Annotated in this window: 24 protein-coding genes, 5 tRNA genes and 12 pseudogenes; 21 read left to right on the top strand and 20 right to left on the bottom strand. The window is 57.2% G+C overall.

The window, feature by feature from the left end; genetic code table 11:
- Positions 1-49: 49 nt before the first annotated feature.
- The 4 genes from JCM13583_RS11500 (at position 50) to JCM13583_RS00160 (ending at position 1,120) form a co-directional block, all read left to right on the top strand.
- Positions 50-502 (top strand): hypothetical protein, encoded by a 453-nt coding sequence (locus tag JCM13583_RS11500; RefSeq protein WP_162509084.1) that lies wholly within the window; start codon positions 50-52, stop codon positions 500-502.
- Positions 454-837, top strand: coding sequence for an FAD-binding protein (locus JCM13583_RS11495; RefSeq protein WP_162509083.1), 384 nt, complete (start codon positions 454-456; stop codon positions 835-837). The genes JCM13583_RS11500 and JCM13583_RS11495 overlap by 49 nt, the downstream gene beginning before the upstream one ends.
- Positions 834-1,010: a hypothetical protein gene (locus JCM13583_RS13445; RefSeq protein WP_171823302.1), complete on the top strand. Its 177-nt coding sequence runs from the start codon at positions 834-836 to the stop codon at positions 1,008-1,010. Before JCM13583_RS11495 ends, JCM13583_RS13445 begins: the two co-directional genes overlap by 4 nt.
- Before the next feature lie 36 nt (positions 1,011-1,046).
- A tRNA-Lys gene (locus JCM13583_RS00160) sits at positions 1,047-1,120 on the top strand.
- A 252-nt stretch (positions 1,121-1,372) separates the two neighbouring features.
- Here JCM13583_RS00160 and JCM13583_RS00155 read toward each other — a convergent pair.
- The 3 genes and pseudogenes from JCM13583_RS00155 to JCM13583_RS00145 all read right to left on the bottom strand — a co-directional run bounded on the left by JCM13583_RS00155 (position 1,373) and on the right by JCM13583_RS00145 (position 4,312).
- Positions 1,373-1,451 (bottom strand) — tRNA-Ile (locus JCM13583_RS00155).
- Between the two features lie 79 nt (positions 1,452-1,530).
- Positions 1,531-2,483, bottom strand: a pseudogene (locus JCM13583_RS00150) (TIGR00269 family protein).
- Positions 2,484-2,494: 11 nt separating this feature from the next.
- Positions 2,495-4,312: pseudogene (locus tag JCM13583_RS00145) on the bottom strand (ATPase).
- A 109-nt stretch (positions 4,313-4,421) separates the two neighbouring features.
- On the opposite strand from JCM13583_RS00145, the gene JCM13583_RS13440 reads away from it, so the two are divergent.
- The 4 genes and pseudogenes from JCM13583_RS13440 (at position 4,422) to JCM13583_RS00130 (ending at position 7,374) form a co-directional block, all read left to right on the top strand.
- On the top strand, positions 4,422-4,580 hold the full coding sequence (locus tag JCM13583_RS13440; RefSeq protein ID WP_171823301.1) for a hypothetical protein: 159 nt from the start codon (positions 4,422-4,424) through the stop codon (positions 4,578-4,580).
- Between the two features lie 44 nt (positions 4,581-4,624).
- The gene (locus JCM13583_RS11490; RefSeq protein WP_171823300.1) at positions 4,625-5,074 is read left to right on the top strand and encodes a hypothetical protein; all 450 of its coding nucleotides are present in this window, start codon (positions 4,625-4,627) and stop codon (positions 5,072-5,074) included.
- A 271-nt stretch (positions 5,075-5,345) separates the two neighbouring features.
- Positions 5,346-6,130, top strand: a pseudogene (locus tag JCM13583_RS00135) (S-methyl-5'-thioadenosine phosphorylase).
- A 6-nt stretch (positions 6,131-6,136) separates the two neighbouring features.
- Positions 6,137-7,374, top strand: a pseudogene (locus JCM13583_RS00130) (MBL fold metallo-hydrolase).
- Positions 7,375-7,386: 12 nt separating this feature from the next.
- Here the strand turns inward: JCM13583_RS00130 and JCM13583_RS00125 are convergent.
- On the bottom strand, positions 7,387-7,836 hold the full coding sequence (locus JCM13583_RS00125) for a hypothetical protein (protein ID WP_171823299.1): 450 nt from the start codon (positions 7,834-7,836) through the stop codon (positions 7,387-7,389).
- A complete protein-coding gene (locus JCM13583_RS13435; RefSeq protein ID WP_171823298.1) occupies positions 7,824-7,967 on the bottom strand; it encodes a hypothetical protein in 144 nt (47 codons plus the stop codon). The genes JCM13583_RS00125 and JCM13583_RS13435 overlap by 13 nt, the downstream gene beginning before the upstream one ends.
- Positions 7,968-8,283: 316 nt before the next feature.
- On the opposite strand from JCM13583_RS13435, the gene JCM13583_RS11485 reads away from it, so the two are divergent.
- From JCM13583_RS11485 to JCM13583_RS00095, 7 genes and pseudogenes are all read left to right on the top strand, one after another.
- The gene (locus tag JCM13583_RS11485; protein ID WP_171823297.1) at positions 8,284-8,451 is read left to right on the top strand and encodes a hypothetical protein; all 168 of its coding nucleotides are present in this window, start codon (positions 8,284-8,286) and stop codon (positions 8,449-8,451) included.
- Positions 8,414-8,656 carry a DNA/RNA nuclease SfsA gene (locus JCM13583_RS00120; protein WP_162509080.1) on the top strand — a complete coding sequence of 81 codons (243 nt, stop codon included), beginning with the start codon at positions 8,414-8,416 and terminating at the stop codon, positions 8,654-8,656. The genes JCM13583_RS11485 and JCM13583_RS00120 overlap by 38 nt, the downstream gene beginning before the upstream one ends.
- Before the next feature lie 43 nt (positions 8,657-8,699).
- The gene (locus tag JCM13583_RS00115) at positions 8,700-8,870 is read left to right on the top strand and encodes a DNA/RNA nuclease SfsA (RefSeq protein ID WP_162509079.1); all 171 of its coding nucleotides are present in this window, start codon (positions 8,700-8,702) and stop codon (positions 8,868-8,870) included.
- Positions 8,864-9,214 carry a divalent-cation tolerance protein CutA gene (locus tag JCM13583_RS00110; protein ID WP_075056246.1) on the top strand — a complete coding sequence of 117 codons (351 nt, stop codon included), beginning with the start codon at positions 8,864-8,866 and terminating at the stop codon, positions 9,212-9,214. Before JCM13583_RS00115 ends, JCM13583_RS00110 begins: the two co-directional genes overlap by 7 nt.
- 148 nt (positions 9,215-9,362) lie before the next feature.
- Positions 9,363-10,424, top strand: a pseudogene (gene carA / locus JCM13583_RS00105) (glutamine-hydrolyzing carbamoyl-phosphate synthase small subunit).
- Between the two features lies 1 nt (position 10,425).
- Positions 10,426-13,665 (top strand): annotated as a pseudogene (carB, locus tag JCM13583_RS00100) (carbamoyl-phosphate synthase (glutamine-hydrolyzing) large subunit).
- A pseudogene (locus JCM13583_RS00095) lies at positions 13,632-14,289 on the top strand (endonuclease III). Before carB ends, JCM13583_RS00095 begins: the two co-directional pseudogenes overlap by 34 nt.
- Here JCM13583_RS00095 and JCM13583_RS11480 read toward each other — a convergent pair.
- The 6 genes from JCM13583_RS11480 to JCM13583_RS00075 all read right to left on the bottom strand — a co-directional run bounded on the left by JCM13583_RS11480 (position 14,270) and on the right by JCM13583_RS00075 (position 16,855).
- Positions 14,270-14,776 (bottom strand): hypothetical protein, encoded by a 507-nt coding sequence (locus tag JCM13583_RS11480; RefSeq protein ID WP_162509078.1) that lies wholly within the window; start codon positions 14,774-14,776, stop codon positions 14,270-14,272. The pseudogene JCM13583_RS00095 and the gene JCM13583_RS11480 overlap by 20 nt on opposite strands.
- Positions 14,752-15,186, bottom strand: a complete 435-nt coding sequence (locus JCM13583_RS11475; protein ID WP_162509077.1) for a hypothetical protein — start codon at positions 15,184-15,186, stop codon at positions 14,752-14,754. The genes JCM13583_RS11480 and JCM13583_RS11475 overlap by 25 nt, the downstream gene beginning before the upstream one ends.
- Complete coding sequence (locus JCM13583_RS11470; RefSeq protein ID WP_171823296.1) at positions 15,155-15,769, bottom strand: FAD-binding protein; 615 nt, start codon at positions 15,767-15,769, stop codon at positions 15,155-15,157. The genes JCM13583_RS11475 and JCM13583_RS11470 overlap by 32 nt, the downstream gene beginning before the upstream one ends.
- 24 nt (positions 15,770-15,793) lie before the next feature.
- Complete coding sequence (locus JCM13583_RS00085; protein ID WP_075056245.1) at positions 15,794-16,222, bottom strand: Lrp/AsnC family transcriptional regulator; 429 nt, start codon at positions 16,220-16,222, stop codon at positions 15,794-15,796.
- Between the two features lie 91 nt (positions 16,223-16,313).
- Positions 16,314-16,394, bottom strand: a tRNA-Ser gene (locus tag JCM13583_RS00080).
- Positions 16,395-16,426: 32 nt separating this feature from the next.
- Positions 16,427-16,855 (bottom strand): CoA-binding protein, encoded by a 429-nt coding sequence (locus JCM13583_RS00075; RefSeq protein ID WP_075056244.1) that lies wholly within the window; start codon positions 16,853-16,855, stop codon positions 16,427-16,429.
- Positions 16,856-17,229: 374 nt separating this feature from the next.
- On the opposite strand from JCM13583_RS00075, the gene JCM13583_RS00070 reads away from it, so the two are divergent.
- Both JCM13583_RS00070 and ffh read left to right on the top strand, forming a co-directional pair.
- Positions 17,230-17,550, top strand: coding sequence for a transcription factor S (locus JCM13583_RS00070; RefSeq protein WP_075056243.1), 321 nt, complete (start codon positions 17,230-17,232; stop codon positions 17,548-17,550).
- Between the two features lie 186 nt (positions 17,551-17,736).
- Positions 17,737-19,136, top strand: a pseudogene (gene ffh, locus JCM13583_RS00065) (signal recognition particle protein).
- Here ffh and JCM13583_RS00060 read toward each other — a convergent pair.
- Together JCM13583_RS00060 and JCM13583_RS00055 are read right to left on the bottom strand one after the other, a co-directional pair.
- Positions 19,131-20,256: pseudogene (locus JCM13583_RS00060) on the bottom strand (NAD(P)/FAD-dependent oxidoreductase). The pseudogenes ffh and JCM13583_RS00060 overlap by 6 nt on opposite strands.
- A gap of 75 nt (positions 20,257-20,331) precedes the next feature.
- On the bottom strand, positions 20,332-20,547 hold the full coding sequence (locus tag JCM13583_RS00055) for a 4Fe-4S binding protein (RefSeq protein WP_075056457.1): 216 nt from the start codon (positions 20,545-20,547) through the stop codon (positions 20,332-20,334).
- A 134-nt stretch (positions 20,548-20,681) separates the two neighbouring features.
- Between JCM13583_RS00055 and JCM13583_RS00050 the strand changes: the two genes are divergently transcribed.
- The 3 genes and pseudogenes from JCM13583_RS00050 to JCM13583_RS00040 all read left to right on the top strand — a co-directional run bounded on the left by JCM13583_RS00050 (position 20,682) and on the right by JCM13583_RS00040 (position 22,763).
- Positions 20,682-20,764 (top strand) — tRNA-Ser (locus tag JCM13583_RS00050).
- Positions 20,765-21,023: 259 nt separating this feature from the next.
- Positions 21,024-22,510 (top strand): annotated as a pseudogene (locus JCM13583_RS00045) (APC family permease).
- Entirely contained in the window at positions 22,494-22,763 is a 270-nt protein-coding gene (locus JCM13583_RS00040) for a hypothetical protein (protein ID WP_162509075.1), read from the top strand. Before JCM13583_RS00045 ends, JCM13583_RS00040 begins: the two are co-directional and overlap by 17 nt.
- Positions 22,764-22,766: 3 nt before the next feature.
- Here JCM13583_RS00040 and JCM13583_RS00035 read toward each other — a convergent pair whose 3' ends face one another.
- The 5 genes and pseudogenes from JCM13583_RS00035 to JCM13583_RS00015 all read right to left on the bottom strand — a co-directional run bounded on the left by JCM13583_RS00035 (position 22,767) and on the right by JCM13583_RS00015 (position 25,034).
- Complete coding sequence (locus JCM13583_RS00035) at positions 22,767-22,949, bottom strand: DEAD/DEAH box helicase (RefSeq protein WP_075056241.1); 183 nt, start codon at positions 22,947-22,949, stop codon at positions 22,767-22,769.
- A complete protein-coding gene (locus JCM13583_RS13430) occupies positions 22,936-23,106 on the bottom strand; it encodes a hypothetical protein (RefSeq protein ID WP_171823293.1) in 171 nt (56 codons plus the stop codon). The genes JCM13583_RS00035 and JCM13583_RS13430 overlap by 14 nt, the downstream gene beginning before the upstream one ends.
- Positions 23,107-23,192: 86 nt before the next feature.
- The gene (locus JCM13583_RS00025; protein WP_075056239.1) at positions 23,193-23,900 is read right to left on the bottom strand and encodes a DEAD/DEAH box helicase; all 708 of its coding nucleotides are present in this window, start codon (positions 23,898-23,900) and stop codon (positions 23,193-23,195) included.
- Between the two features lie 843 nt (positions 23,901-24,743).
- Positions 24,744-24,818: transfer RNA gene (locus JCM13583_RS00020), tRNA-Glu, on the bottom strand.
- A gap of 48 nt (positions 24,819-24,866) precedes the next feature.
- A pseudogene (locus tag JCM13583_RS00015) lies at positions 24,867-25,034 on the bottom strand (preprotein translocase subunit Sec61beta).
- 109 nt (positions 25,035-25,143) lie between these two features.
- Here JCM13583_RS00015 and JCM13583_RS00010 point away from each other — a divergent pair.
- Positions 25,144-26,151 (top strand): annotated as a pseudogene (locus JCM13583_RS00010) (kinase).
- A gap of 31 nt (positions 26,152-26,182) precedes the next feature.
- Here JCM13583_RS00010 and JCM13583_RS13425 read toward each other — a convergent pair.
- Both JCM13583_RS13425 and JCM13583_RS00005 read right to left on the bottom strand, forming a co-directional pair.
- Entirely contained in the window at positions 26,183-26,353 is a 171-nt protein-coding gene (locus tag JCM13583_RS13425) for a hypothetical protein (RefSeq protein WP_171823295.1), read from the bottom strand.
- A gap of 1 nt (position 26,354) precedes the next feature.
- The coding region (locus JCM13583_RS00005; RefSeq protein WP_162509074.1) for an NUDIX domain-containing protein at positions 26,355-26,545 on the bottom strand (191 nt) is incomplete at its 5' end.

Below are 26,545 nucleotides of genomic sequence, written 5' to 3'. Positions count from 1 at the left end.
GTATACCTCGATCACTGGCAGGGGGAAGCTTAAGAACGCTTCCCTGGAGATGATCGGCGTCGGGCGCAAGCTTGCTGACAAGACTAAGAGCAGGCTCATATGTGCGCTTGCGGGGTACCAGACAGAAAGCATGGCAAGGGAAGCTGGCGAATACGGTTGCGATGTGGTGATGGTTGCAGACAACCCTGAGCTGAAGCTCTACCGTTCCACACCTTACTCTGAGGTGGTGGCGGACTTCGTGTTCAGGGCAAAGCCCAACGTGCTCATAGTGCCCGGGACCAAGAACGGGAGGGACCTGGCCGCAAGGGTTGCGGTCAAGGTGCAGAGCGGCCTGACAGCGGACTGCATGGACATAGACATAGAGACAGATACCGGTATACTCCTGGCCAGGAGGCCTGACTACGGCGACAGCACGATGTCAGAGATCAGGTGCGAGAAGCACAGGCCCCCCAGATGGCCACCTCCAGGCCCGGGACGTTCGAGATACCCCCCCCGAAGCTGAAGGACCACAGGTACAGTGTGGAGAAGGTAGATTTCGAGTTCAAGAAGGAGCAGCTCAGGGAGGAGATCCTGGGCTTCACACCGCGCGGCGGTGATGACATAACCGCTTCAAAGGTCATCGTCGCAGGAGGACTGGGCCTGGGCAGCCCCAAGGGCATAGAGCTCCTCAGAGAGCTGGCGAAGGAACTCGGTGGCAACATAGGTGTAACGAGGCCAGTGGCAGATCTTGGCTGGGTACCGAGGGAATACCAGGTCGGGCAGACCGGCAAGATAGTCAGGCCCAGGCTCTACATAGCAGCTGGCATTTCCGGAAAGCTCAGCACATTGTGGGCATGATGGACAGCGGCACCGTGATTTCCATCAACACTGACGAGAAGGCTGACATCCACAAGTTTGCAGACTACATAATAGTAGACGACCTCTACACAGTGATACCTAAGATGATCGAGGAGATAAGGAGACTGAAGCAGGGCCAGGTCGAGGAGGCGGCGGAACAGAAAGGATCATAATAAGTTATAAATCTATCCAAACAATCTCCTCCCGCTGGGTCCGTAGCTTAGCTAGGTAGAGCGATGGACTCTTAATCCATAGGCCAGGGGTTCAAATCCCCTCGGACCCGCTTCTCCATTTGTCCAACATGCTCCAGATGTTGTAAGATGAGATAATTGTGTGTCTCATGTTTTATCGAATGTCGATCTTGGTTCCCTAAGTGCTCCCCCCCATGTGATTGATGCTCTCTATTAAGATCAGGCTGCACACAGTCCCCATAATAAGGCTCTGTAGTGTTGGGGTTCCGATCGGCCCTGCCTGATGGCCTCGGGTACTCGTCGAGACGTTCCGGAAATAAGAGAAACCCTACACATTTACAGAGTGGGGGGGTTGACCGGATTTGAACCGATGACCTCCCCGGTTATCAGCCGGGTGCTCAAACCATGCTAAGCTACAACCCCCCCAGCCGTTTGACCTGAATGTTTCTGAGTTTATGGATTTTACGGAATGCTCTGCAGTTATCCAACGGGCATACATATCTCATCCCTTCTGTTCCGGCACCCCCCCGCTGCCCTTAACCCTCTCCAAGAATGAGCAGACCGGACAGACATCGGATGAGGAGGGGGATCCGCAGACCCTGCAGTGCCCCCCCAGGCCCTCCGCCTGGTATGCATCGGCCAGAATATCCCTTATTCCGTCATAGAACCTCACTATGGAGAACTTTGTGCCCGGCGACCTTTCTTCCACGCTGTTCAGTATGTCCCTGAATTCGTTCCTCTGGGCCCTGGAATAGTAAGGGCACCACCCGGCGTCGAACTCAATGCCGTTGAGTATTGCATAGAGCATGACCTCCTTTTCGGGCACCAGCCTGAGCGGGAAGACCCTCGGTACGAGGCCCTCCTTCACGGTGCTGTGGGGCCCGAGCCTTGCCATCCTCGCGACGTCCCCCCCCTGAACACGTTCATGAGTATGGACTGCGCGTAGTCGTCCAGGTTCGTGCCCAGGGCCACGTAGTCCGCGCCTATCCTCAATGAGGCCTCGTTGATGAGCCTCCTCCTCATGGGGGCCGCATATGGAACATGGTATGGTGCGGCCACTGTCCATTTTGACCATATCATCAAGCGTTGCCCCGAAGGCCTCCCTGTATGAGAGGACGCGGTGCTCAACGCCCAGCCTCTCTGAGAGGCGCCTTGCCGACTCCACTCCAGGTGGCCTGTAGCCCTCTATGCCCTCATCTATGGTGAACGAGAATATCTCAACGTTCTTCCTGTTGCCCAGGATCTTGTGCAGCAGGAAGAGCAGGGTGGAGCTGTCCTTTCCCCCCCCGATACTGCCACGGCTATCCTCTTTGTGTTTCCCTTGAGATCCATCTGTGCCCTGATCTCCCTCTTCACCCTCCTTTCCACACTCTCGGTAAAGTGGTACCTGCACATCCTGGCACCGCTGTACCTGGCCTCGTACACCGCCTCCCCGCGGCAGAAAGAGCATCTCATGGCCTGGCGCCTCAATCAACAAAGGAGCATTCTATCCTCTTGCCCTCCTTTATGTACTTGTACAGGGCAGCGCCGGTTTCACTGTTGATCTTTATCCTTATTATGCCCTTTGACGAGCTCTTGGCCTGTAGGATCAGTATGTCGTCGACGTAGACCTTCACGAACCTGTCCTTCTCCCCCCCACATCAAGGTAAATTATCTTGTTCTTTATCTCCACGCCAACCGGCCTCCTGCCCGCGGGCTTCACCTGCAGGGGGCTCCACCTCGAGCTTTATGTTCAGCCTCTTCTCCACCTCCGATATAGTGGAACCCTTCTTCCCTATGAGCTTCGGTATGTATTCCTCAGGAACGAAGACTCTGGCCCTGCTGCCTGACAGGAGCTCGGCCTTCACCTCCTGCGTACCTAGGAAGCGCCTCAGATCTTCCTCGATCTTCTGGGCCGCAAGTGAGTTGACGCCTGTTGCTTCGGACCTGTTAACCGGCACGACAACGACCTGCTCTCCATATGAATAGATCTCGTACAGGGGGGGCCTGGAGGTCTTGAAGTCCCTGACCACTATGACAGGCCTGGCCAGATCTTCCTGCGTCATGCCCTCAGGTATCTTCACCACCTGCTCTGTTGTGAGAACTGAACTGACACCTCCGTTCCTGATGAACAGGATCGTATCGACACCTGTGGTATCAGGCCAAGCTCGATCCTCCCGATGAACCTCTGTAGCGCGTCTATTGGCCTTGTAGCGTGGACGACACCGATCATGCCGACGCCCGCAAGCCTGAGGTCCGAGAATACCTTGAAGTCCGATGTGACCCTCATCTCATCGAACACGGTGTAGTCCTCCCTGACCAGGAGCAGGATGTCTCCGGTGCGCTCCATGGAGCCCTCAAGTGATGTGTACTGCGTGATCTGCTTCTTGACCTGGAGGTCCCTTGGCCTTTCCATGGTCTTCACCATCTTCCCCTGGTCGCTGAGGAACTCAGCAAGGGCCTGCACGAAGGTGCTCTTCCCGGCTCCAGGGGGGGCACCGGCTATGAGTATGCCACTGGCCTGGTCCTTCAGCCTGTTCACCAGTTCAGCATCGAGGTTGTAGTCTTCCAGGCTCAGCTTGGTTATCGGCCTCACTGCCGTTATCTCCATCTCGTCAGAGAATGGGGGGGCCGGGTTATCACTATCCTCATTGGGCCCAGCTGCGCCACTGTTGCCCCCCCGTTCAGGTCGAGCTCGATGAACGATTCTGGCTCTGTCCTGCACCTCTTCACAATGTTGTTGGCTATGCTCTCCAGCTCCCTGTGGCTTATGGTGTTCCCGCTCTCCACGTACCTTGTCTCCCCCCCAGGCCTCCCCCCCTTCTTCAGGATGGGCTTCAGGCCTGCCTTGAGGTGCACAGAAGTCGTCTCCTCATCAAAGAACTCCTCTATCTTCCTGAAGGACTTGGAAGGGTGTTCTATGTACTCCACCTTTATGCCCTTCACGAATGCTATGTCCCTCTGGATGGCATCACCCGTGACAAGTGTGGCGTCGTTCTCGAGAGCCACCTCCCTGATTATGTTATCGATATCCCCCAACCTGGCGTTCCTTATCTCCGACCTGGTTGGCCTGCCCCCCCCTGGATCTCCAGGTATATCTTCCCCCCCTCATCCGCCATCTTTCTCAGGGCCTTGAGCTCCTCCAGGGCAGCGAGACCGATGGCCCTCCCCCCCTCGTTGGCCTGGTGCTCGACTTCCGCTATCATCGCCTCCGGCAGAATCACACGTACATCCCTCTTCCTAGAAAGGAAGGAGGTGAACCTGCCATCCACTATGACCGAAGTGTCGGGGGGGACGTAATCCACACATGGCTATGCACAATACGGTAAAAATGGTTTCCAGCACCAACCTATCCCGGGCGCATGCTATAATGGTGGTTGCCCCTGGAATGTTTAATATCGGTGCAGTGCCTTCATGACCTGCGTCGGGATGGAGTGGTACGAGAGGATCGAGAAGGAAACGTTGGATGGAAGCAGCGTCCCCCCCGAACTGGCCGACAGGCTACACGGGATCCTGAGGGATACTGTGAGGGGTATAGGTGCTGCGGAACTCGCTTTCTCTGGCGGGGGTTGACAGTTCGTTTCTGCTCTTCCTATCCGGTGGGTCGCTGTCCCCCCGTGAATGTGTCTGCCCCCCCGAACACGCACGACAGGGTGGCCTCTCTGGCTTCGGCCAGGGCACTGAATTACGGGGGGGCTCCGTCACATAGAGGTATCCGAGGAAGATGTCAGGAGGGCCAGGGAGGCCCTGAGGTCCATCGACCGCAGATACCGAGGGAAGACATGGGGGGGTTCGAGATAGTGCTCCTCCTTGTAGTCCAGAGGTGTGAGGGCGATACGGTTGTGTGCGGGCAGGGATCAGACGAGCTATTCTACGGCTATCACAAGTTCAGGGTCAGGGAGCCTGACAACAGGGATAGCCTGAGGAAACTGCAGGACTCAGTGCTGCCAAGGGAGGTGAAGATGGCCAGGATGTTCGGCAAGGAACTGGTGACACCGTACCTCAACACGGAGGTCGTTGAAATAGCGAATTCCATACCCAAATGGATACACCTCTACGCAGGGTAGAGAAGGCATTCCTCAGGTACACTGCAATTAGGAGCGGCCTACCAATGGAGATAGCGCTAAGGGGAAAGAAGGCTGCACAGTACGGTTCCGGGGTGCAGAAAATTCTCAGGAAGGTCAACCCTTAACTCTTGTATGCACCGGTGACTGTGCATTCCGCCAAGTTTGCAGGCGAGGGGGGGTTCCCATTTATTACACGGAGCATGATATCATGGTTAAATACTGTGTACGGATATGGTCTCAAACATATAGTAGTTAAGCTTACAGTGGTCCAATGACGTACATAGGCATAATCGGAGGAAGTGGCCTTTACCAGCTGATGGACAGCCCGAGGAGCATCGATGTCGATACGCCCTTTGGAAGGCCATCTTCAAGCATTGATATCGGGACGATAAACGGTGTGGAGGTCGCCTTCATAGCCAGGCACGGCAAGAAGCACAGCATACCTCCACACCGGGTTAACTACAGGGCCAACATATGGGCCTTAACAGCGTTGGCGTGAAGAGGATAATAGGCATAAACGCCGTGGGCTCCCTGAAGGAGGAGATGAGGCCAGGGGGGGATGTCGTGATCCCTGACCAGTTCATAGACTTCACAAAAAGGAGGGATAGCACCTTCTATGATGGGCCCTCGGTGTACCACATTTCAACCGCAGACCCGTTCTGCCCGGATGTGAATTCAGCACTGGCCTCACAGGCCAGGGCCATGGGGGGGAAGAGGGTCCATGACAGCGGGACGTATGTCGTCATAGAGGGGGGGCCAAGGTTTTCCACAAGGGCAGAATCGAAGATGTTCAGGCAGTTCGGGGGGGACATAATAGGCATGACGCTGGTGCCTGAGGTTGTCCTTGCGGACGAGATGGCCATGTGTTACTCCGTCCTCGCCACCGTCACAGACTACGATGTGTGGTCCGAAAAGCCGGTAGATACGTCAGAGGTGCTTAGGGTGATGAAGGAGAACGAGGATGTAGTGAGGGAAGTGGTGAGGGAGACGGTGCCGAGGATATCTGGGGAGAGGAAGTGCAACTGTTCATCAAGGTTAGAAAATGCAAAGGCGTGAGATGACATGACGAAACTGAAGTTTTTGGGAGGAGCGGAAGAGGTAGGCAGGCTGGCAATAAAGATAACGGACGGAGACACAAAAGTGCTCGTGGACTACGGCGTGATACCTGACAAACCTCCGGAGTACCCGATGCCACCGGAGCCTGTCAGTGACATATTCGTAACACACGCGCACCTTGACCACATAGGTGCCCTGCCACTGTACTACCAGGGTGCGTCGCCGACCATACATGCCACCCTGATGACAGCAAACAGCATGAAGCCGCTGCTGGACGACTCCGTCAAGATCATGAACCTGGAGGGCTACCCGGTGAGGTTCAACAAGGACGATGTCTCATCCCTGTTCGCGTACCTCGACGTTGCCAGGTATGGGGGGAGACGCAGGAGGTGGGGGGGAGGTTCCAGGTGACCCCCCCGTATTCCGCGGGCCACATACCAGGCTCCACGATGTGGATGATGGAGGACTCCAGGAGCATCCTGGTTACTGGCGACCTGTACACAAGGGACACGAAGCTCCTTGTGGGAGCGAAGCCTGTGAAATCTGACATCCTGATCATGGAGAGCACGTATGCAGGCAGGAACCACGAGGACAGAGAGCAGGTGATGGCCAGGCTCAAGGCCAGGATAAAGGAGGTCATAGACGACGGCGGCAGGGTGATACTGCCCACTTTCGCAGTCGGAAGGACGCAGGAGCTGATAATGAACCTGGCAGACACGGGCTACGAGATATACGTCGACGGCATGGGGAATTCCATCACGAGCATATACCTGAACACGAACGGGTTCCTGCGATCGAAGAAGGAGTTCCAGAGGGCACTGGAGAAGGTCATAGAGGTGAGGGGGGGCAACAGGATGAGGCAGCGTGCCCTGAAGAGCGACATAATAATTACGACAAGTGGCATGCTGGACGGGGGCCCAGCCCTGTTTTACATACAGAACATGCTCAATGACAGGAAGAGCGCGATCTTCCTCACCGGTTACCAGGTTGAGGGCACCAACGGGAGGCTTCTCCTGGAGAGCGGCACCATGAACATAGCGGGTGCCGCCGTGAAGCCTGAGATGAAGGTGGAATTCTTCGACCTGTCAGCGCACGCAGGGCACGATGACCTTGTGTCCTTCGTGAAGCAGGTCGATCCCGAGACTGTGGTACTGTGCCACGGTGACCAGAGGGAGAAGCTTCAGGAGGCCCTAGAAGGCTACAACGTTGTCCTCCCGTTCAACGGAAGGGAAATAGAGGTCTGATGCCTTCCCGGGTCAGGACGGGCAATCCACCGGATTGATCCCGATTTTCTTTACCTTTTCCGACAGGGCAGATATATCGCGGCCTGCGCTGTGGATGAGGTATACGGCCTCAACACCCCCCCTCAGGAATGTGAGGCAGAAGTGGGCCAGCAGGGCATCGTCAACACCATCGCACACGACGGTGTAGTCAGTTTTCTCGCGTGGATATGTGAGCAACACCGAGTCCTCATAGAATACGCTTTTCATTTCAGGCTCAAGGCGCACTAGGAACAGATCCGCCTCTTTTTTCACCCACTCCTGTGGCCTGATGTTGCCCCTGACCTCCAGGATCACAGAATACTTGAGCTCGTGCAGCGCCCTGACCATCTGGACAAGCGAATCAGAGGCCTGGTACACCAGGGGGGGGTCTGCCCCACCGATCACAGCATAACTCACACTGCCATCGCTCCTCATACCGGCCAACGTCTCCCTGTCCTGGGCCAGCTGCCCCCGGCGCCCCCGCCACCGGCCACCGGCCCTGGAACCGATATGTAGAGCGACGCAGAACCGCTGTACCTGCCACCCTTGATCCTGTGACCACTTTCAACGAGCATGGATGATAATGCGGTGCACCGTTAATTTCAGTTGCGGTCCACAATCCGAAGGGGGGGATGGCAGTGGACATCCATGCAATGTTATCCGCCCCCCGGAGCGCGCCTGTCATGGAGATCGGCCCAGATTACATGTTGCCCCCGGGAAAATGCCGTTAAAGCACATCCGGACTGCCTGTGCCGGTGGAAGAACACATTGTTATGCACCGAACCCATGCCGTAGGCGTGGTGCGCATCCTGAGGCCCGAGTCCCTGCTTCACCTACAGCGGGCCGCTGTTCCAGGGGAGGTTCATTGAGAGGCCAAACAGGTTCCTCACTGTGGTGGAGGTTGAGGGGAGGAAGGTGACCGCACACCTGCACGACCCCGGACGGCTGCAGGAGTTCACCATCCCGGTACGCCGGTGCTGCTCAGGCCCCCCCACGGGGGGGAAAGACCGGCCTCTGGCTCATTGCCTTCCAGCAAGGTGGGGAGTGGGCCCTCACTGACAGCAGCGTTCACAGGAAGATCGCTGAATCGCTGCTTGGCAGAGAGGCGAGGCCTGAGGTGAAGGTCGGCGATTCGAGGTTCGACTTCCTTGTTGACGGTACGGTTGTGGAGGTCAAGGGCTGCTCTCTCATCCAGGGTGACATTGCCCTCTTCCCGGACGCACCCACGGAGAGGGGGGGCGTGAGGCACCTGAGGGGGGGCTGAGGAGGATCTCTGAGCAGGGAGCAGGGCCGCTGTCCTATTCCTTGTGCTGAGGTCAGGGGGGGCGAGGTTCTTCATGGCCAACAGGGAACGCGACCCGGCGTTCAGTGAGGCCCTCAGGCAGGCATACGATGGAGGGGTGGAGGTGCGTGCACTGGGCTTCAGGTTCGATGGGCGCAGTGTAATCTACAGGGAGGAGATCCAGGTACTATGGTGAAGCACCTCATAGGCCTCCTGACCTTTGGCAGTGAGGAGGAGGCAAGGAAGATCTCGCTCAAGATCCTCGAGGGGAAGCTGGCAGCGTGCGTTAACATAGTGCCAGTGAACTCCATGTACTGGTGGGAAGGGAAGATCGCGGATGACCGGGAGTACCTGGCCGTGGTGAAGACAACAGAAACCGAGGTGCCAGGGATAATCGATCTTGTGAAGAGAGAACATTCATACCAGCTGCCTGAAATAATATTCATGCCAGTAGATGCGGGAAGTGGCGAGTACCTTGACTGGATTGACAGAACTGTTAATAGTAAAGCTAAGATTACCGACAATGGTCAAAATTTTTAACACCGTTTGAAATTTTATAACAGAAAACAATTTATTACAAGAGAGATAAGGAATCCCCTAGAGGTCAGCAAGGTGAACCCCCTGGGAAGCATCTGGGATTGTGAGCTCAACCGGGGGGGGATCTGCTTTTTCCTGATTGGTGGTTCTGATGGAAAGGAGGTATGTTATACTGGAGGATGGCACTGTGTTTGACGGCGTGCCATACGGTGCAGACAGAGAGGCCCAGTCCGAGATCGTGTTCACCACAGCCATGACTGGCTACCTGGAAGCGATCACTGACCCTTCGTACGAGGGCCAGATGCTGGTCTTTGCGTCTCCCACGATTGCCAACTACAGCCTTTCGGCAGGAAAGATGGAGTCGGAGAGGGCGAGGGTGTCCGGCGTAATCACCAGGGACGCCCATTCGGTGCTGGGTGCAGGGAAGCCAGGGGGATGAATTTGAGGAGTTCCTGGAGAGGAACGGCGTGCCGGGCGTTGACCTTGTGGACACCAGGGCCCTGGTGAGGCACATAAGGGAGAAGGGTGCCATGAAGGCAGTCATCTCTGACAGCAAGGAGTTCCACGGCCAGTGGGTCGACACAATGTCCCTGGACCTTGTGGGGGGGCGCGTCTGCAGGGACAGGGAAGAGGCCACCATGGGCTCCGGTAGGCTCAAATGCCTCTACATAGACGTTGGGTCGAAGTTCAGCCTCAGGGAGCAGATGGCTAGGAGGTTCACGCTGCACACCGTGAACTATGACCACGACTTCTCTGCCATCGATATTGATGATTACGACCTCCTCTTCATATCAAACGGGCCCGGTGACCCGGCCCACCAGTCTCTTAGGCCCGTTGTCAACTTCGTGCAGTCCTGCATAGGAAGGGTACCTACCTTCGGCGTCTGCCTGGGGCACCAGATAATAGCCCAGGCGTACGGCGCGTCCACGAGGAAGATGAAGTTCGGGCACAGGGGGGGCTCTAACCATGCGGTCACGGACGGCAGGAGGAGCATAGTGACAACCCACAACCACGGCTATGCGGTTGACCCGGACACGCTGAAGGGCACAGGCTCAAGGTTCTCCAGTGGGATGTGAACGACGGTACTGTGGAGGCCATGGAGGACAGGGCCAGGAATGTTTACTCGGTGCAGTACCACCCCCCCGAGGCCTCGCCTGGGCCCCACGATGCCAGTGCCTTCTTCGATTCCCTCATTGAAAGGGTAGGTGATTGAGGTGCCAAAGATACCTGACGTGAAGTGCGTCCTCGTTATAGGTTCCGGCCCGGTTGTTATCGGGCAGGCGGCTGAGTTTGACTACGCGGGCTCGCAGGCATGCCTCTCCCTGAGGGAGGAGGGTGTGAGGGTGGTCCTGATAAACTCAAACCCCGCCACCATACAGACAGACCACGCCGTGGCGGACCGTGTTTACCTGGAACCCATAACTGTGGAGAACATAGTGAAGATCATAAAGGCTGAGAACGTTGATTCGATCATAGCGACCATGGGGGGGCCAGACAGGCCTCAACATGGCGGTGGAGCTAGACAGGAGGGGAATACTCAGGGAACTGAACGTGCGGATCCTGGGAACAGGCGTGGAATCGATCAGGCTGGCGGAGAACAGGACGCTGTTCCACAGGCTCATGGAGCAGATAGGGGGGGAGCCGATACCTGAATCATACGAGCTAAGCGCTGAAAACTACATGGACACACTGCAGGGAATGGAGGAATCTGCGTACATAGTGCGCACCTCATTCACCCTGGGCGGTTCCGGGGGGGGCACCATTGTGCCGAACCTCCAGAAGCTCAGAGAGATCTGCGATGAGTACTTCAGGCTCAACCCTGAGGAGACCATTGAGGTGGAGAGGTCCATTGCTGGCCTCAAGGAGCTCGAGTATGAGGTGATCAGGGACAGCGCTGGGAACTGCATCACGGTGTGCAACATGGAGAACCTCGACCCCATGGGAGTGCACACAGGCGAAAGCATAGTGGTGACGCCGTCGCAGACGCTCAGTGATGAGGAGTACCACATGCTGAGGGATGCTGCCATCCATGTGATAAGTGCGCTGGACATAAAGGGGGCGTGCAACATACAGTTCGCCCTTGACAGCAGGGAACACAGGTACTATGTGGTTGAGGTAAACCCGAGGACATCGAGGTCATCGGCACTGGCGTCCAAGGCCAGCGGATACCCCATAGCCAGGGTATCAGCGAAGATCGCCCTTGGCTACCTCCTTCCTGAGATAAGGAACCCCATAACGGGCAACACCTATGCCGCATACGAGCCGTCACTGGACTACATAACAGTGAAGATACCGAGGTGGCCCTTTGACAAGTTCCACGTCGACAGGACGATTGGTGTCCAGATGAAGTCCATCGGCGAGGTCATGGGCATCGGCAGGACGTTCGAGGAGGCCCTGATGAAGGCGGTCGCTTCCCTGGAGACCGAGGACAGCAGGAGGCTCAGGCTTGACGCATCGGACAGCGAGCTGCGCAGGCTCCTCACCGTACCTAATGACAGGAGGCTCTTCGCCGTTTTCGAGGCACTCTTCAGGGGGTGGAGGCCTGAGGACATAGCGGAGATGTGCGGTTACCCGGATTACTTTGTGCACAAGATGAAGAACATAGTGGACAAGCTCAAGGAGCTGGAGTGGGGGGGGAAGATACCTGACAACCTCTACGAGTTCAAGAGGATGGGCATTCCTGACTACCTCATAGCGAGGTTCACCGGCATTTCGGAAGCGGACGTGGTCAGGTGGAGGCTCGAAAGGGGGGGCATCCTGCCTGCATACAAGTCCATAGACACCTGTTCAGGGGGGGAGTTCCAGGCGGACACGCCATACCTCTACTCCACCTACGAGAGTGAGAGCGAGTTCCTGCCGGAGAAGAGTGGGAAGAGCATAATCGTGATGGGATCCGGCCCGAACAGGATATCCCAGGGCCTGGAGTTCGACTACGGCTCCGTTAAGGCAGTTATGGCGCTTAGGGCGCTGGGCATAAGGACAATAATGGTGAACAGCAACCCTGAGACGGTGTCCACAGATTTTGACGTGTCCGATGCCCTCTACTTCGAGCCCCCCCTCACCCTGGAGCATGTGTCGAACATCGTGGCCAGGGAGAGGGCAGACGGCATAATAATACAGTTCTCTGGCCAGACGGGGCAGAACATGGCAGGAGACCTGGGGGGGAAACTCTTCGGAGAGGGCATGATACTGGGCACGAAGCCATCATCGATAAACAGGATCGAGGACAGGGGGGGCCTCTTCGCCAACGCACTCAACCGCCTGGGGGGGCTGCTGCAGCCAGAGTTCGCCATCGTTTCAAACGATGAGGAGGCGATCAGGAAGACAGAAAAGGTTGGCCTGCCGGTCATAGTCAGGTCGAGTTTCATCATCGGTGGCCGTGCCATGGACATACTCTACGACATCCAGGCCGTCAGGGAGAGGGTCGCAGAGATATTCAAGGACCGCCCGGGATACCCTGTCGTTGTGAGCAGGTACATAGAGAGCGCCACTGAGATGGACGTGGACTTCGTCTCTGATGGCATGAGGAGCGTGATAGCCGGGATCTCCGTGCACATAGAGGAGGCCGGGACACACTCCGGAGATGCCACCATGGTCCTCGGGCCGGCATGGTGCCCCCAGGACATCTACTCGAAGATAGTGGGCATAGTGGACAGGCTGACCCTTGAGTTCGGCCTGTGCGGGCTTTCCAACCTTCAGGTCGCTGTGAAGTCAGGCGATGTCTACATAATCGAGCTGAACGCACGCTCAAGCAGGAGCCTCCCCTTCGTTGCCAAGGCAACTGGTGTCGACTGGGTGAGGGAGGGGGGGTGCTGTGCATGCTCGGAGGCAGGCTGTCTGTGGAGCACGTGGAGCCCAGGGCCTACTTCGTGAAGGTGCCGGTGTTCCCGTTCAAGAGGTTCAGGGACCTGGACACGGTACTGGGCCCGGAGATGAAGTCCACAGGCGAAGGCTTCGGTGCCGGGATGACACTGAATGAGGCCATATACAAGGCATCACAGGTGATGTTCGGAAAGTCCAGTCTTGGGAACTCCGTCCTGATAACGGTCAGTGACAGGGACAAGCCAGACGTGCTCAGGGTAGCCAGGAAGCTGAGGGAGAAGGGTTTCAAGATATATTCCACCCCCCCTGGCACCAAGGAGTTCCTCTCCAGGCATGGCATAGAGGCCGATGTGGTCTACCGCATAGATGACGTCAGGAGGCCCAGGGTGGACGAGGCCATAGCCCTCGGCCTGGTGTCATTCGTGATAAACACGCCAACCGATATGAGTGGCTCCATCAGGGACGGCTTCGAGATAAGGAGGGTATCGATCATGAAGGGTACACCCCTGGTCACAAACGTGCGCCTGGCTGAGGCCTTGGTCGACAGCTTGCTTTATAATACGCCTACCGATGCAAGGGAGATATCAGAGTACTGGGTATGCCAGCTGGAGACCAGGCAGCAGGGAAAGTGAGGGAGATCTACGGGCTGATAAAGTCGCAGAGCCCGCCGCACCACTTCGAGTTCTCCGACCCATTCTGTCCTCATAACAACGGTGCTCTCGCACAGGACAAAGGACGAGGTCACGGATGCCTCTGCCAGGGCCCTCTTCGAACGCTACCGGACAGCTGAGGCCCTGGCCAGGGCGGACCCGGAGGAGGTCAGGCAGATCATAAGGAGGGTCGGGTTCAGCAGGGTCAAGGCAGGGAGGGTCATTGAGGTTGCAAAGACAGTGGTGGGACGCTTTGGTGGCAGGGTGCCGAGCACGCTGGAGGAGCTCGTGACAATACCCGGAGTTGGGAGGAAAACCGCAAACGTAGTGCTTGCAGATGCGTTCGGCATTCCCGCGATCGCTGTGGACACCCACGTCCACAGGATAGCCAACAGGATAGGCTGGGTAAGCACAAAGAAGCCAGAGGAGACTGAGGAAGACCTGAGAAGGATAGTCCCGGAGGACCTCTGGCTCGGTTTCAACCCCACACTTGTGGAGTTCGGGAAGCACGTGTGCAGGCCGGTAGGCCCCAAATGTGGGGGGGAGTGTAAGGTCTCACAGTACTGTGAGTACTATAAGAAAAAGGTCAGATCGGGTTCGGCTTGAACCTCTCCTTTGCATCCTCTATTATGGCCTGCACCTTCTTCTTCCAGGGCAGGAACCCCCCCTCCGGCTTCTCCGGGTACTGCTCGTAGATCTCGTTTAGTTCCTTCATCCTGTTGATTGCAAAAAGCATGCTGGAGAAGGCGTTTATGTTCGCTGCACCCTTGAGCACCATCTTGAACTTCGAGGCCAGGCTCAGCTTCGGTATGCGACCGTAGGTTATCTCGGTGGCTTCCTTGACCGTCAGGAACGTCTTCATGCCGTAGTTCAGTATATCCGTGTTGAGAGACTGCAGGTATATCCTGAACACCTCCAGGCCCGCCATCCTCTTCCCATAGGCCTGGTTGAAGTCAAGGTTGTACTGCCAGAGGTTACTTATGCTCGTGTCGTTCTCAAGCGCTGCCCTGGCCGCGTGTTCCCCAACGAGGCAACCGGATATGAGCGCCGGGCCTATGCCACCGGCACTTATGGGGGGGTTCGGCATGGCCATGCTGTCCCCCCCAGCCCCCCCATGTAGCCATTGAAGACGAGGCTCTCCATCTGCCTCCTCACGGCCACGGACCACATGCCCTTGCCGTTGTTGTTCTTGTTGAACAGCCTCAGGTTCTTCAGTGTGGGGTTCCACTTCACGTACTGGTCTATGAGGGACTGCAGGTTGTCGTTCTTCCCGAGCTTCTTGTTCCTTATCTCAAGGCTCTTCTTCTGGACGCCGAGGCCTATGTTGACCTTGTTCCCGCTCTTCGGAAACACCCAGCCGTAACCGCCTGGTGCCAGCACAGGGTTAAGGTGGATCAGCGCGTTCTTCGGGTCGTAATAGTTCAGATCCTCATGGTCTAGGTCGAACTCATATATGTAGCGGCCCGTGCTCTCAATGTCGTCGATATCTATCTGCCTCTCCACGTAGGGGGTTCTCTGGCAGTTTCCTCCTGAGGACAGTGGATATCCCCCCCAGGGCGTCCACAACGACCTTTGCTCTGTATTCGCGCTTCTGCCCGTTCCTGTCCTTTCCCTCCACCCCCCCGACGACCCTGCTGTCCTCGAGTACCGGGGCCTCGACCTCAAAGCTGCTCTCGTAATGCGCTCCGGCAGAAAGGGCCGCCCTCAGGAGCTTTGCCTCAAACTCCGGTCTGTCCAGGATGAAGCCCTCGCCATCGAACATGAACTTCGTCTGCATGTCCGGTGAGATGGCGAGAACGCCCGTGACAGGGTTGTCAAGCTCTGGCCTGGAGAAGGTGATGCCCGTCTTCCTGTTCACGAAGTCCAGGTGGGACTTGGCAACCGCATCTCCGCACGTCCATCCCCATACTGTTTTCTTTCCCACCTCGCTCTCCGGGTTCCTGTCAAGTAACAGCACATTTGCCCCAGCCTTCGCAGCAGTAGTGGCGGCGAGGCAACCTGCCAGGCCTGCCCCTGCCACAATCACATCATACTTTCCATCCGCTGTCATACCGATCGCAAGCTGTGACGAGTATGATCCTAGCAATATAAATCTATTTCACATCCCTGGTCACTGCTTCTCAAGCCTCATGACGGGGGGGAGTATCTGGAAGTTGCCGGAGCCAGTGAGCCTCTGCAGCTCGTTCACCACGAAGTCAGACAGGTCCTTCATGGAGCGGTGGGCAGTGAGCATGATGATGTCCCAGCACCCCGTGGTGAGAGCAGCGCTCACCACGCAGTCAAGGGAGGAAAGCCTCCGGAGAGTGTCCTCAACGCTTCCCAAGCCGTGGTGCAGGAGGATGTAGGAGAGGATCGGCAACCCCAGCTTTTCGAAGTCCACCTCAATCGTGAACTTCTTGATGTATCCGGAAGCGACCAGCTTCTGGATCCTCTCGAACACCGTTGCCCTGGGTATCCCGAGGCTTGAAGATATGTTCGATATCTTGTCCCTCCCATGTTCGGAGAGGTAGCGGATTATGAGAATGTCCTTTTTATCCAGCCGCTCACCCTACGAAATCTGTTAACCAGTATTTAAATAAAGCTCAAAACTGTCCAGCATGCCGGGAAAGGGAAAATTTTTGCAGGGACGTCGGGGGGGAGATTCGAACTCCCGAGCTACAGAGAGCAGTAGATCTCGAGTCTACCGCCTTACCGGGCTAGGCTACCCCCCCGACACAGAGACCCGATTGATCACTGGCTAATATTACTTACCACCGAGGAGCCGCCTGTGTTCCTTCATCATGCACCTGTCCATGACGACGTCCACGCCGTTCTGCACAGCAAGGTCCGCGGCCTCCCTGTTTACAACGCCCTCCTGCATCCAGAAGACCCTGGGCTTCAGCTGCAGGCCCTCCCTGACGACTTCCGTTACTGCCTCTGGCTTCCTGAATATATCGACAACCTCCACCTTCAGGTCACCTGGTATCGAGGAGAGGCTTGGGTAAGCCCTGATGCCGTTCCACTCCTTCAACGTGGGGGGGTTGACTGGTATTATGCTGTAACCGTGCTCCCTCAGGTAAGATGCAACCCTGTAGCTGTCCCGGTCCGGCTTGTCAGAGATGCCCACTACAGCAATGTTCCTGTATTTCCTGAGAACTCCCGATATCTCTTCATCGCCATTCAGCAGAGGCATGCAGTAACATTTTTTCCGCTTAGTTAAACATGGCGATGGCCGTAAGGATGTATAGTTCCGGTCAACTTGTTCTGCGCAGGCCAAGCGGGCTGACCATTTCGGCCCTACGATCGGATTTCCTCCTTCCTCATCGTAGTCGATACGCACTGCCCCCCCGGAGAATCGAATGCCAATGAGATGTCTCCCGCCCACTGGCACGGGAGAGTGGGCCAATGCGGTACCTGAGGAGGTTGCACGGTCCAGTTACATTCGTCTTCCAGCAACCTCAAGGAGATCCCTTGGGAGTGAGCCCGCAATCCCATACCTCGCTGGCGCAGGTCGAACTCCATGACCCCCCCATTACGTTAAATATCATTAACAGATATGCATGCCCTATGTTCTGTCCGAAATGCGGTTCCCTCATGTCCCCCCCCAACGGTGGGACTTACAAGTGTTCAAGCTGCGGTTACGAGGTGAAGAAGAGCAACAGCAGAGATGGCACTGGAAGGATAGTTAACAAGAGCAGCTCCAAGGAAGTCATCATGATCGAGAGCGAGGTCACGGCTGAGCCCCCCCTGGACTCGGAAGCTGTCTGCCCGAAGTGCAAGCACAGGGGGGGTGCCTACTACCTCCTCAAGCAGACAAGGTCCGCAGATGAGCCAGAGACCAAGTTTTACACCTGCGCATCATGCGGCTACAGGTGGAGGGAGTACTGACACCATTCCTAGTGGGGCCACTGGGAAATGACCCTATCCTGGGCCCACACCTATGCGCTTCTCCGCCTTAAAGGCTGACAGGTAGGCGTGAAATTCAGTCGGTGGCATGGAGTGCCTCCAGATTTGCCTAGCGAAGCATTGAGCGCGCCCGATAAGGTTTAATAAACGGTGTTGTTTCGAAGTAATATGGTGCTGGACAACCTGGCCACATCACTCAGGGAGACCATAAGGAAGATATCGAACTCCTCTTACATCGACAGGGAGACCGTGAGAGAGGTAGTCAGGGATGTCCAGAGGGCGCTCCTCAAGGCAGATGTCAATGTGAGGCTTGCCCTGGAACTCACCAAGAAGCTTGAGAAGAGGGCGATGGAGGAGAAGCCGCCTGCAGGAATGGCGCCACAGGACTTCATGATAAAGATCATCTATGAGGAGCTGCTCTCAATACTCGGAGAGCCTTCCACGATCAAGATAAGGCCCCCCCAGAAGATCATGCTCGTGGGCCTCTACGGGCAGGGAAAGACCACGTCTGCAGGGAAACTGGCAAGGTTCTTCAGCAAGAAGGGGGGGCTCAACGTGGGCCTCATAGCGGCAGACGTGCACAGGCCGGCGGCCTATGAGCAGCTCGAGCAGATATCGAAGCAGCTCTCCTGCGGGTTCTTCGGCATCAAGGGAGAGAAGGACCCTGTGAAGATCGTGCAGGAGGGGGGGCTCCGCAGGCTTGAGGACTTCAAGGTGAAGATAGTGGATACGAGCGGCAGGGATTCGCTCGACATGGATCTCATCGAGGAGATCAAGAGGGTGAAGAAGGCTGTTGAGCCGGACGAAGTCCTCCTGGTCATGGACGCTACGGTGGGCCAGCAGGCTGGGCCGCAGGCGAAGGCCATGAACGATGCAGTTGGCATCACAGGCGTGATAATCACAAAGATGGATGGCACGGGCAAGGGAGGTGGAGCGCTGAGCGCTGTGGCCGAGATCAGGCGCCCGTGTTCTTCATAGGCACAGGGGGGGAGCACCTGGACGACTTCGAGATATTCAACCCGACGCGTTTCCTCTCCAGGCTCCTGGGCCTTGGGGGACCTTGAGTCTTTGATGGAGGCAGTGCAGGAGGCGAACATAACAGAGGAGGAAGCCGAGGAATCGTTCAACAAGCTGATGTCCGGTAAGTTCAACCTCAAGGACATGTACGATGTGTGGGAGAAGTTCGCACAGCCAGGCCTGCTCAGGAGGATCCTGGACAACATGCCACTGGCCAGGTCGCCCCCCCTGGCCTCAAGGGTGGGTCAGGCGGACATAGAGGGTGCCACGCAGAAGCTGCAGAGGTACCGTGTCATCCTTGATTCGATGACCTTTGAGGAACTTGAGAACCCGGATATACTGAACTCCAAGAGGATACAGAGGGTTGCGAGGGGGGGTCCGGCAGGCCGGAATCCGAGGTGAGGGAACTCCTGAGGGAATACAAGGCCATGAAGAACAACCTGAAGATGCTCAAGGGCAACAGGGGGGGCATAAGGAAGCTGATGCGTGCCCAGTTTAGGAACGGTAACTTCTCGCTGGACGACATAATCAAGGGCACTGAATCATCATAGGCCCGCAAAGCGCCTTATCTCCTCCATGAGGGATGGCCTCGTGGAGGCAACGGCGTTTATGAGTTCCTGGGGTGAGAATGTGCCAAGGTCAACAGAGTGGAGGGCGTCCACCACCGCCTCTATGAGTTCGTCACTTACCTCCATCAGCTTCTCCTTCATGAACCAGCCCCCCCTCATGTGGGGGACCTCGAAGCGCTCCCTGACCCTGTCTTCGTATATTTGTCCTGCCTCCTGCCTGTCCCTGGACAGGAGGATGCTCTCGGCCGCCATTTTGCCCGATATGCAGGCGTTTGATATCCCGCCCCCCCCGGTGAGGGGGTCGATGAGCCTGGCAGCGTCACCCACCACCAGGAGGCCTGGCATGTGGAGGCGCTTCCTCACCTTCGACACAGAGACGCCCCCCTGATACAACCTGGATTGGCTTTCCCCTGGACAGCGCGGGGGGGTTCCGCTTTATGAAAGAGTCGAGGAGTTCCTTGGCCATGCCCTTGCCTGCCCTGGAGAGGTTAACGCCTATGCCAACGTTGGCCTCCCCCTTCGGACTTTGGGAAGACCCATATGTAACCACCTGGCGCTATGCTCCCGAAGTGGAAGTCCACGTAGTCCCTATCGCATGAAATGCCACGCAGCCTGTACTGCAGGGCCGACACCATGTCAGACGGGGGGGGCAGGAGGAAATCCTTCATGCCAGCCCACCTGGCAAACTCGCTCTCAAACCCGTCACAGGCAAGGACAAAGTCGCAACGTATATCCTCGAGCCTGCCTCCCACCCTCGCCTTCACCCCCCCGACCACGCCACCGGCATCAACGATTGCATCCACAGCAGGCGTCTTAACCATAATGTCCGCACCTGCGTCGGCGGCCATTGAAGCCAGGTACTTGTCGAACTTGTCCCTCTCTATGACGTAGCCCACCTCGTTCCCGGCCATGGACGCGGACACAGATATGTAGTTGTTTCCGCTTGGCCCGAATATCCTGGCCCCCCCTTCACCTCGTTGTCCACCCACCTGTCGCTCGGCGTTATACCGAGCTCGCCCAGCCAGTCCCTGGATATCCCTTCACCGCACCTCACCGGGGGGGAGCCTATGTCCGGCCTCTTCTCAAGCATGAGTACGCTCATGCCGCCCCTCGCCAGGTACCTGGCTGCTGTGCTCCCGGCGGCCCTGCGCCCACCACGACACAGTCATAGCGCACCCTACCACCTCCCGGCTATCGCCCCCCCGGTCGGGCAACCCCTCACGCAGAACGAACACCTTATGCACCTAGAATCGTTGACCTCTATGATCGTATCGTCCATCCATATGGCATCAGTCGGGCACATGCCCACGCAGGCCCCGCAGTAGTTGCAGAGCGACCTATCGATATCAAGTAGTTCAGTCCTGTAGTGCCAGGAGTCCGTGCTAAGCCTCATTGCACCGATCATGCGAACGGCACTTAAAAGCGATGCGCACCTGGATGCACGGGTGCTCCATGGCAGGGCATGCTGCCCCCCACCAGGATTAGAAATTCTAATAAACCATTCTCCCATGACCGATCGGTGCTTCTGCTGGGATAGCCTAGCCTGGTAAGGCGCAGGTCTGGAAAACCTGTGCTCGTAGTAGCTCGGGAGTTCAAATCTCCTCCCAGCGCTGACATGCCTGCATGGTCCCTGCATTTTACGCCTGGTTTTCAGGCCTGCTTAACTCCCTCCGTATATGCTACAGTTTTAAGGTGCTCTGCAGGGCATTAAGTTTTAAATATTGTTTTAGTATAACCCTAATTCAGTTAGGACGGTGCAAATACATGGCAGACAACGCCGAAACGTACTCAGGTGAGAACTACCACAGACTGAAGAGGGGGGGGCAGGTTGGGTTCTGGGGGGGCGCAGTTGCAGAGGAGATCGCTGCCATGGCACCGGCATGCGACACAGTCGCCTTCGTCACCAGCGCAGCGGCCTTTGCATTCATGCTCACGCCCCTGGCCTTCCTCATAGCGATGCTCACAATGTTCCTTGAGGTCAACACCCTGTACCACTTATCAAAGAGGCATGCAAGTGCCGGCGGGTACTATGGATACATATCCACAGCGTTCGGCCCCAGGCCTGCCATAGTATCTGGGCTGCTCTACGTGCTCTACCAGATCGCCAGCACTGCTGCCATACCGGTCTATGTGGCCGGCGTTGTGCTGCCAGGGGGGGTGATCTACTACTTCTTCCACGTGGCCCTGCCAGCCTGGATATGGATCCCGTTCATCCTGGTCTTCATTGTTGTCCCGATAGTGCTGGCCATCGTCGGCATAAGGCCACAGATGAAGTATGTCAGGGTCGCCGCATTCTTCGAGATAGCGTTCCTTGGGGTGCTATCGCTCATTATAATACTCCGCGCCCCCCCGGACAACACCGCGGCTGTTTTCAACCCATTTGCATGGAAGCAGTACAGCAGCCTCTTCGCCAATGAGGGCGGGCCAGTGGCAGGCCTCGGCCTTGGCATGATATTCGGCCTGACGAGCTTCATAGGCTACGGTGGCTCCGCACCCCTCGGTGAGGAGGTTGACCACCCGAGGAGCGTGACCAAGGCCCTCATCTACGGCCTGGTGCTGGTGGGCATAATACTCACAGAGGTGGCATACGCCCTCACGGTGGGCTGGGGGGGCACCAGCATGATGCAGAGCTTCGCCCAGAGCAACATACCCGGCATCATAGTGGCAACCCTCTACACAGGCATTGCCGGTGGCTTCATGCTGGCCCTTGTTGCTTTCAACTCTGCCTTCTCGGACTCAGTGGCGATGCAGAGCAACGCGGGAAGGGTATACTTCGCCATGGCCAGGGACGGCATAATACCGAAGTTCTTCTCCGAGGTCAGCGAGAGGTTCGCCACTCCCTGGAAGTCCCTGGCCTTCATAGGCACGGTCTCGTCTGCTGTTGCAGTTGGGGGGGCCACGTTTACCATCTCTGCCGCCATGGGCCTCTCACCGGTGGAACTGCTCAGCGGGTCTGCGAATTCCGCAGCCATCTCCAGCGCACTGTCCAACACCTTCCAGCTCCTCACCACTGTGGCACTGGTCGGGCTCATACTGACCCACACGCTCCTGAACACATCCGTCATGACAATGTTCAGGAGGCTGAGGGAGAGGCACATAACCCTGGGCCAGAAGATCCTGCACCCCATAGAGCACTACATAATGCCAGCCGTTGCCACAGCCATATTCATCTTCGTGCTCTACGAGAGCATCGTGCCACCGATCTTTCCGGTCACCCAGCAGTGCTCATCAGCTCAGTGTACCTGGTGCTCGCGGTGTTATATGTGGTGGTCCTGTCCAAGAAAAGGCCAGAGACAGTGAAGAGAGCTGGCCGCCTCGTCAACATGGTCGAGGAGGAGAGTGGTGGGATTGATTGACCTTGCCCTCTACAAGGGTTCGAAGGGCACCCTGAAGCTGAGCGAGAGAGGATTGGAGTTCAGGGGGGGGAAGAGGGAACAGTTCTCGATACCTCTTGAGAGAATAGAGCGCGTTTCCTTCAAAAAGACGGAGTTCGTGACATCAACCCTGTACGTGAACGACATAGAGATCACGGTGTGCAGGGCACACCTGTGGGCGGCCAAGATCAGGGAGCTGAAGGGCATGGCCAGGGCCCCCCCAGCCCGGGCCTAGGCCTCACTCTGCCGCTGCGCCAAGGTCGACCTTCATCATCCTGACCCCCCCGGCCTCCCTCTCTATCTCCTCGAGTGCACCGACCTCCCCCCCGCTCTCCACTATGGTCAGGGCCAGACCCACTGCACCCATCCTGGCTGTCCTGCCAGTCCTGTGCACGTAGAGCCTGGGATCACGGGGGGACATCGAAGTTTACCACGGCGTCGATCCCCCCCTTTATGTCTATGCCCCCCCTGGATGCGACGTCCGTTGCCACGAGCACTCCTGGCCTCCTTCTGAACTCCTCCATGGCGCTCTCCCTGGCCCTCTGAGTCATGTCACCGTGGATTGCCAGCGCGCTCACCCCGTGCCTGTTCAGCCTCTGGGCAAGTATGCCCGCGTACCTCCGTGTGCCCGTGAAGACTATGGCCCTGGAAGGCCTGGCATGCCTTATATACTCCAGCAGGGCCTGGAACTTTCCGCCGGGCCTGACAACCGCATAGGTGTGCTCGATTGCGGGACCCCCCCCGTGCCGCTCACCCGGCCTAAGCCTATGTAAACGGGGTCTGTGCCGAGTTCGGAAATCAGGGAGAGGATCGGGGCGGTAACCGTGGCGGACACAAAGGAGGTCTGCGACCTTCCACTGGCGTGCGACAGGATCTCCGTCACGTCTTCCACAAAGCCCATGTCGAGCATTGTGTCGCACTCGTCCAGCACCACAGAGTCGAATGCTCCGAGGTCAATGGCTCCGCGCCTGTGCAGGTCGAGGACCCTACCTGGTGTGCCCGTGACTATCCCCGGGCCCATGGAAAGATCGGAGACCTGCCTGCCCATGGGTGCACCACCGTATACCAGGGCGTGCCTGAGGAGGCCACGACCAAGCGTGCCGGCCTGCCTGTCTGTCTGTATCGCAAGCTCCCTTGTTGGGGGGGAAAGCACCAGTAGCCTCCTTCTGCCCTCCACATACCTCACTATGCCCGGTATCAGGAAAGCCGCTGTCTTGCCGGAACCTGTCTCCGAACTGATGACAGCATCCATCCCCCCCTGAAGCAGGACCGGGATCGCCTGGGCCTGTATATCGGTGGGCACCCTGTACCCTGCAAGCCTTATGTTCCTCAGAACCTGGTCTGGAATGCCAAGTGTTTCAAAACTTCCCATCTATCATCTTGTCCCATCACAGGACATGCCTGTGCATCTTAACGTATTGGGTGCATGTATTTAACTTTGGCACCCTCATCACGGTCATGAGGCCTCAAGCGTGGTTGAGGTTGCCCTACAGTCAGGCCCTCCCTAGAGTCTGCACGGTCGAGCCAGAGCCCGTGCAGCCCGTTCACCACGGCTAAGGTTCCACACTTCACACTGTAAGGAGTGCCTACCTCCTGCAGCCCTGCAGTCTGCCCCCCCACACCACCAGCTCCTCCCCCCCATTCTCGCCACAGATTCCATGGGGCTTGCGAACACTGCGTAATGGCGCAACAGCCTCCAGCCTGGGACAGAGACAAGATGGAGTGGGTCTGCACACGTTGGGTGGCAGGGAGGGAGGGCACCATGGTGAGCCCATCCACGTGCGTTCAATGCATGGCCCACCCCCCCCATGGGACAGCGCCACTGGCCTGGAAGTGTCGGTTTCGGCCCGTTTAGTTCCTCCCCCCCTCTATGTACTGCTGAGTCCACCCCCCTGTGCCAGAACTGCCTCCTGAAGCCGGAGAAGACACCGGGCGGGTAGAAGATGGCCACCGCAACAGCGAATGTTATCGGTGTTCCCTCGAGGTAGCTGAACAACCGCGGGAAGTCTGTAATGCTGAGGTTTGCGTCGTGCACTAAGGCCCAGCAACACTCCCGTACCAGGCCATTTACCTATACCCGGGTTCCATTCTGGCTCCCTGTTGTCAGGATTGCCTCATAATCGCTGGTGTGGAAGGTGAAGGTAATAACTGGACAAGGAAAACAGGCCATCTGCAACCTTTCAAGGAAGGGCGTATGCCTTTGACCTTTTGTGGATGCTCCCGTCGGGATTTGGACCCGAGTCGAGGGATTGAGAGTCCCTTATGCTTGGCCGGACTACACCACGGGAGCTCTGTGCGAAATAGCGATTGATCATTTATTTTTTTCTGACACACAACCTCAGACCGGCCAGAAGATCTTAGCAAGCTCCACTATGACCGCCATGCTATGCCTATGTAAATTATGAGGCGCGGATCCATGGCGGGCCCCCTTAATCTCCTCTTCCTCAAAGTACCTTATGAGTCCAGCCCCTGACTGGAATCCCTCTGTACTCCTCTTATCAGCCATGACACCAGTGAAACTCAAACCATGGATATAACCTTAGCCCAGGCCAGGGAGAGTCTGCCCAATATTTTTATTAACACCTTTAGTGTTTTTAAGGCGCTTGAGCAGCACCATCACTTCCTACAGCCCCCCCTTCCGGATAACCTTTGGTGGGGGGAGGGACAGACATAGAACCCTTCATCTCCACCCACGGCGGCTTTGTGGTCAACGCGACCATAGACAGGGGGGGCGTTAGGGTATCCTACAAGGATGATGGGCACAGCCTCGAGATATCTTCCAGGGACCTTCTCAGGAGCTACATAGTTGGGGGGGCCAATGAGCACACAGAGGTGCTCGACAGGATGGTTGAGCTCCTTGAGGTGAACGGAGTGAAGAGGGGGGGGCGGATACTCCTCAACGGAGACGTACCGCCCGGCTCTGGCCTCGGTTCTTCCAGCGCCCTGATAACTGCCACACTCAGGCTCATAGGCGAACTCAGGGGGGGCGCGGTCGATCCCCCGGGCAAGATGGCAGAGGAGGCCTACGACATCGAGATGAACCGGTTCGGTGTCACTCTCGGGCGCCAGGACCCCCTACGCAATAGCAATAGGGGGGTTTCAAGGGGGGGATGGCGTTCAGAGGGAAGGAGTTCACTGTGCACCCGATCCAGGTAGGCAGCAGGATTTTCAGCGAAATAGACGGTGGCACAATCCTTGTCTACACAGGAAAAACAAGGGAAAGCACTGAGGCCCTGAAGGATCAGGTCCAGGCCTCAAGGAGCGGGGGGGACATGGAAACCATAGGGAACCTGGAGAGGATGAAGGATGTTGCAGAGAAGATGCTCCATTCGGCCCTCTCCGGAGACCTCGACGGCTTCTACTCCCTCGTGAACGCCGCATGGGAAATCAAGAAGAGGCTTGGATCCAGGGTAACAAGCGAGAGGGTTGAGAGGATAATAGGCACAGCCTTGTCCTCGGGCGCCAGGGCTGCCAGGCTCATGGGCGGAGGGCGTGATGGTTTCGTCCTTGTCCTATGCAGGCCTGGTGATGTGGACAGGATACAGTCCAGGCTGATGTCGGAATCGGAATTCGTTTTCAGGGTCTCGCTTGACCCCCCCCAGGGAACGAGGATACTCAGGTAGGCCACAGGGATGCACCACTCTGGGTGCGTTCTCACTGGCCAGAGTACAGCCTGCAGAGCAGGTCGCTGTCGCCGAGGAGTTCCTGGAGGATCCTGAAGGTGAGCCCCCCCCAGATGTACCAGTCCCTGTACCTGAATGCAGGGTGCTCTCCAAGGTAATCTGGCCGGAGGTCATGGAGAGGCACAAACCTAGCCTCAGCCACCTCAGGCCCCCGGCCTCAGCTCAACCTCCTCACTTATCCTGAAGAGCACAGGGAAGACGCTGATGTGCGGAAAGCGAAATGGGTGAAATGGCCCCATTTCACCCACAAGGCTACCCATGCCCAGCAAGATCCCGACCTCCTCCCGCGTCTCCCTGACTGCGCACTCCACATTGCTCTCCCCCCCAGGCTTTG

Origin of the sequence: Thermogymnomonas acidicola JCM 13583, from assembly GCF_001316105.1 — an archaeon.
Taxonomy (GTDB): domain Archaea; phylum Thermoplasmatota; class Thermoplasmata; order Thermoplasmatales; family Thermoplasmataceae; genus Thermogymnomonas; species Thermogymnomonas acidicola.
The sequence above is the reverse complement of the archived record's forward strand: the minus strand, read 5'-3'. Positions and strand labels throughout refer to the sequence as shown.

What these genes read in the sequence shown, in the direction of transcription:
- JCM13583_RS00035 (WP_075056241.1), bottom strand. Translation starts at nt 22,949, where the DNA reads ATGTCCCCCCGTGATCCCAGGCTCTACGTGCACAGGACTGGCAGGACA.
- JCM13583_RS00075 (WP_075056244.1), bottom strand. Translation starts at nt 16,855, where the DNA reads ATGCCTCTGCTGAATGGCGATGAAGAGATATCGGGAGTTCTCAGGAAA.
- JCM13583_RS13445 (WP_171823302.1), top strand. Translation starts at nt 834, where the DNA reads ATGATGGACAGCGGCACCGTGATTTCCATCAACACTGACGAGAAGGCT.
- JCM13583_RS00025 (WP_075056239.1), bottom strand. Translation starts at nt 23,900, where the DNA reads ATGGGAAGTTTTGAAACACTTGGCATTCCAGACCAGGTTCTGAGGAAC.
- JCM13583_RS00070 (WP_075056243.1), top strand. Translation starts at nt 17,230, where the DNA reads ATGTTCTGTCCGAAATGCGGTTCCCTCATGTCCCCCCCCAACGGTGGG.
- JCM13583_RS13440 (WP_171823301.1), top strand. Translation starts at nt 4,422, where the DNA reads ATGACCTGCGTCGGGATGGAGTGGTACGAGAGGATCGAGAAGGAAACG.
- JCM13583_RS11500 (WP_162509084.1), top strand. Translation starts at nt 50, where the DNA reads ATGATCGGCGTCGGGCGCAAGCTTGCTGACAAGACTAAGAGCAGGCTC.
- JCM13583_RS11480 (WP_162509078.1), bottom strand. Translation starts at nt 14,776, where the DNA reads ATGGCCATGCCGAACCCCCCCATAAGTGCCGGTGGCATAGGCCCGGCG.
- JCM13583_RS00110 (WP_075056246.1), top strand. Translation starts at nt 8,864, where the DNA reads ATGGTGAAGCACCTCATAGGCCTCCTGACCTTTGGCAGTGAGGAGGAG.
- JCM13583_RS00055 (WP_075056457.1), bottom strand. Translation starts at nt 20,547, where the DNA reads ATGAGGCTTAGCACGGACTCCTGGCACTACAGGACTGAACTACTTGAT.
- JCM13583_RS11495 (WP_162509083.1), top strand. Translation starts at nt 454, where the DNA reads ATGGCCACCTCCAGGCCCGGGACGTTCGAGATACCCCCCCCGAAGCTG.
- JCM13583_RS13435 (WP_171823298.1), bottom strand. Translation starts at nt 7,967, where the DNA reads ATGCTCGTTGAAAGTGGTCACAGGATCAAGGGTGGCAGGTACAGCGGT.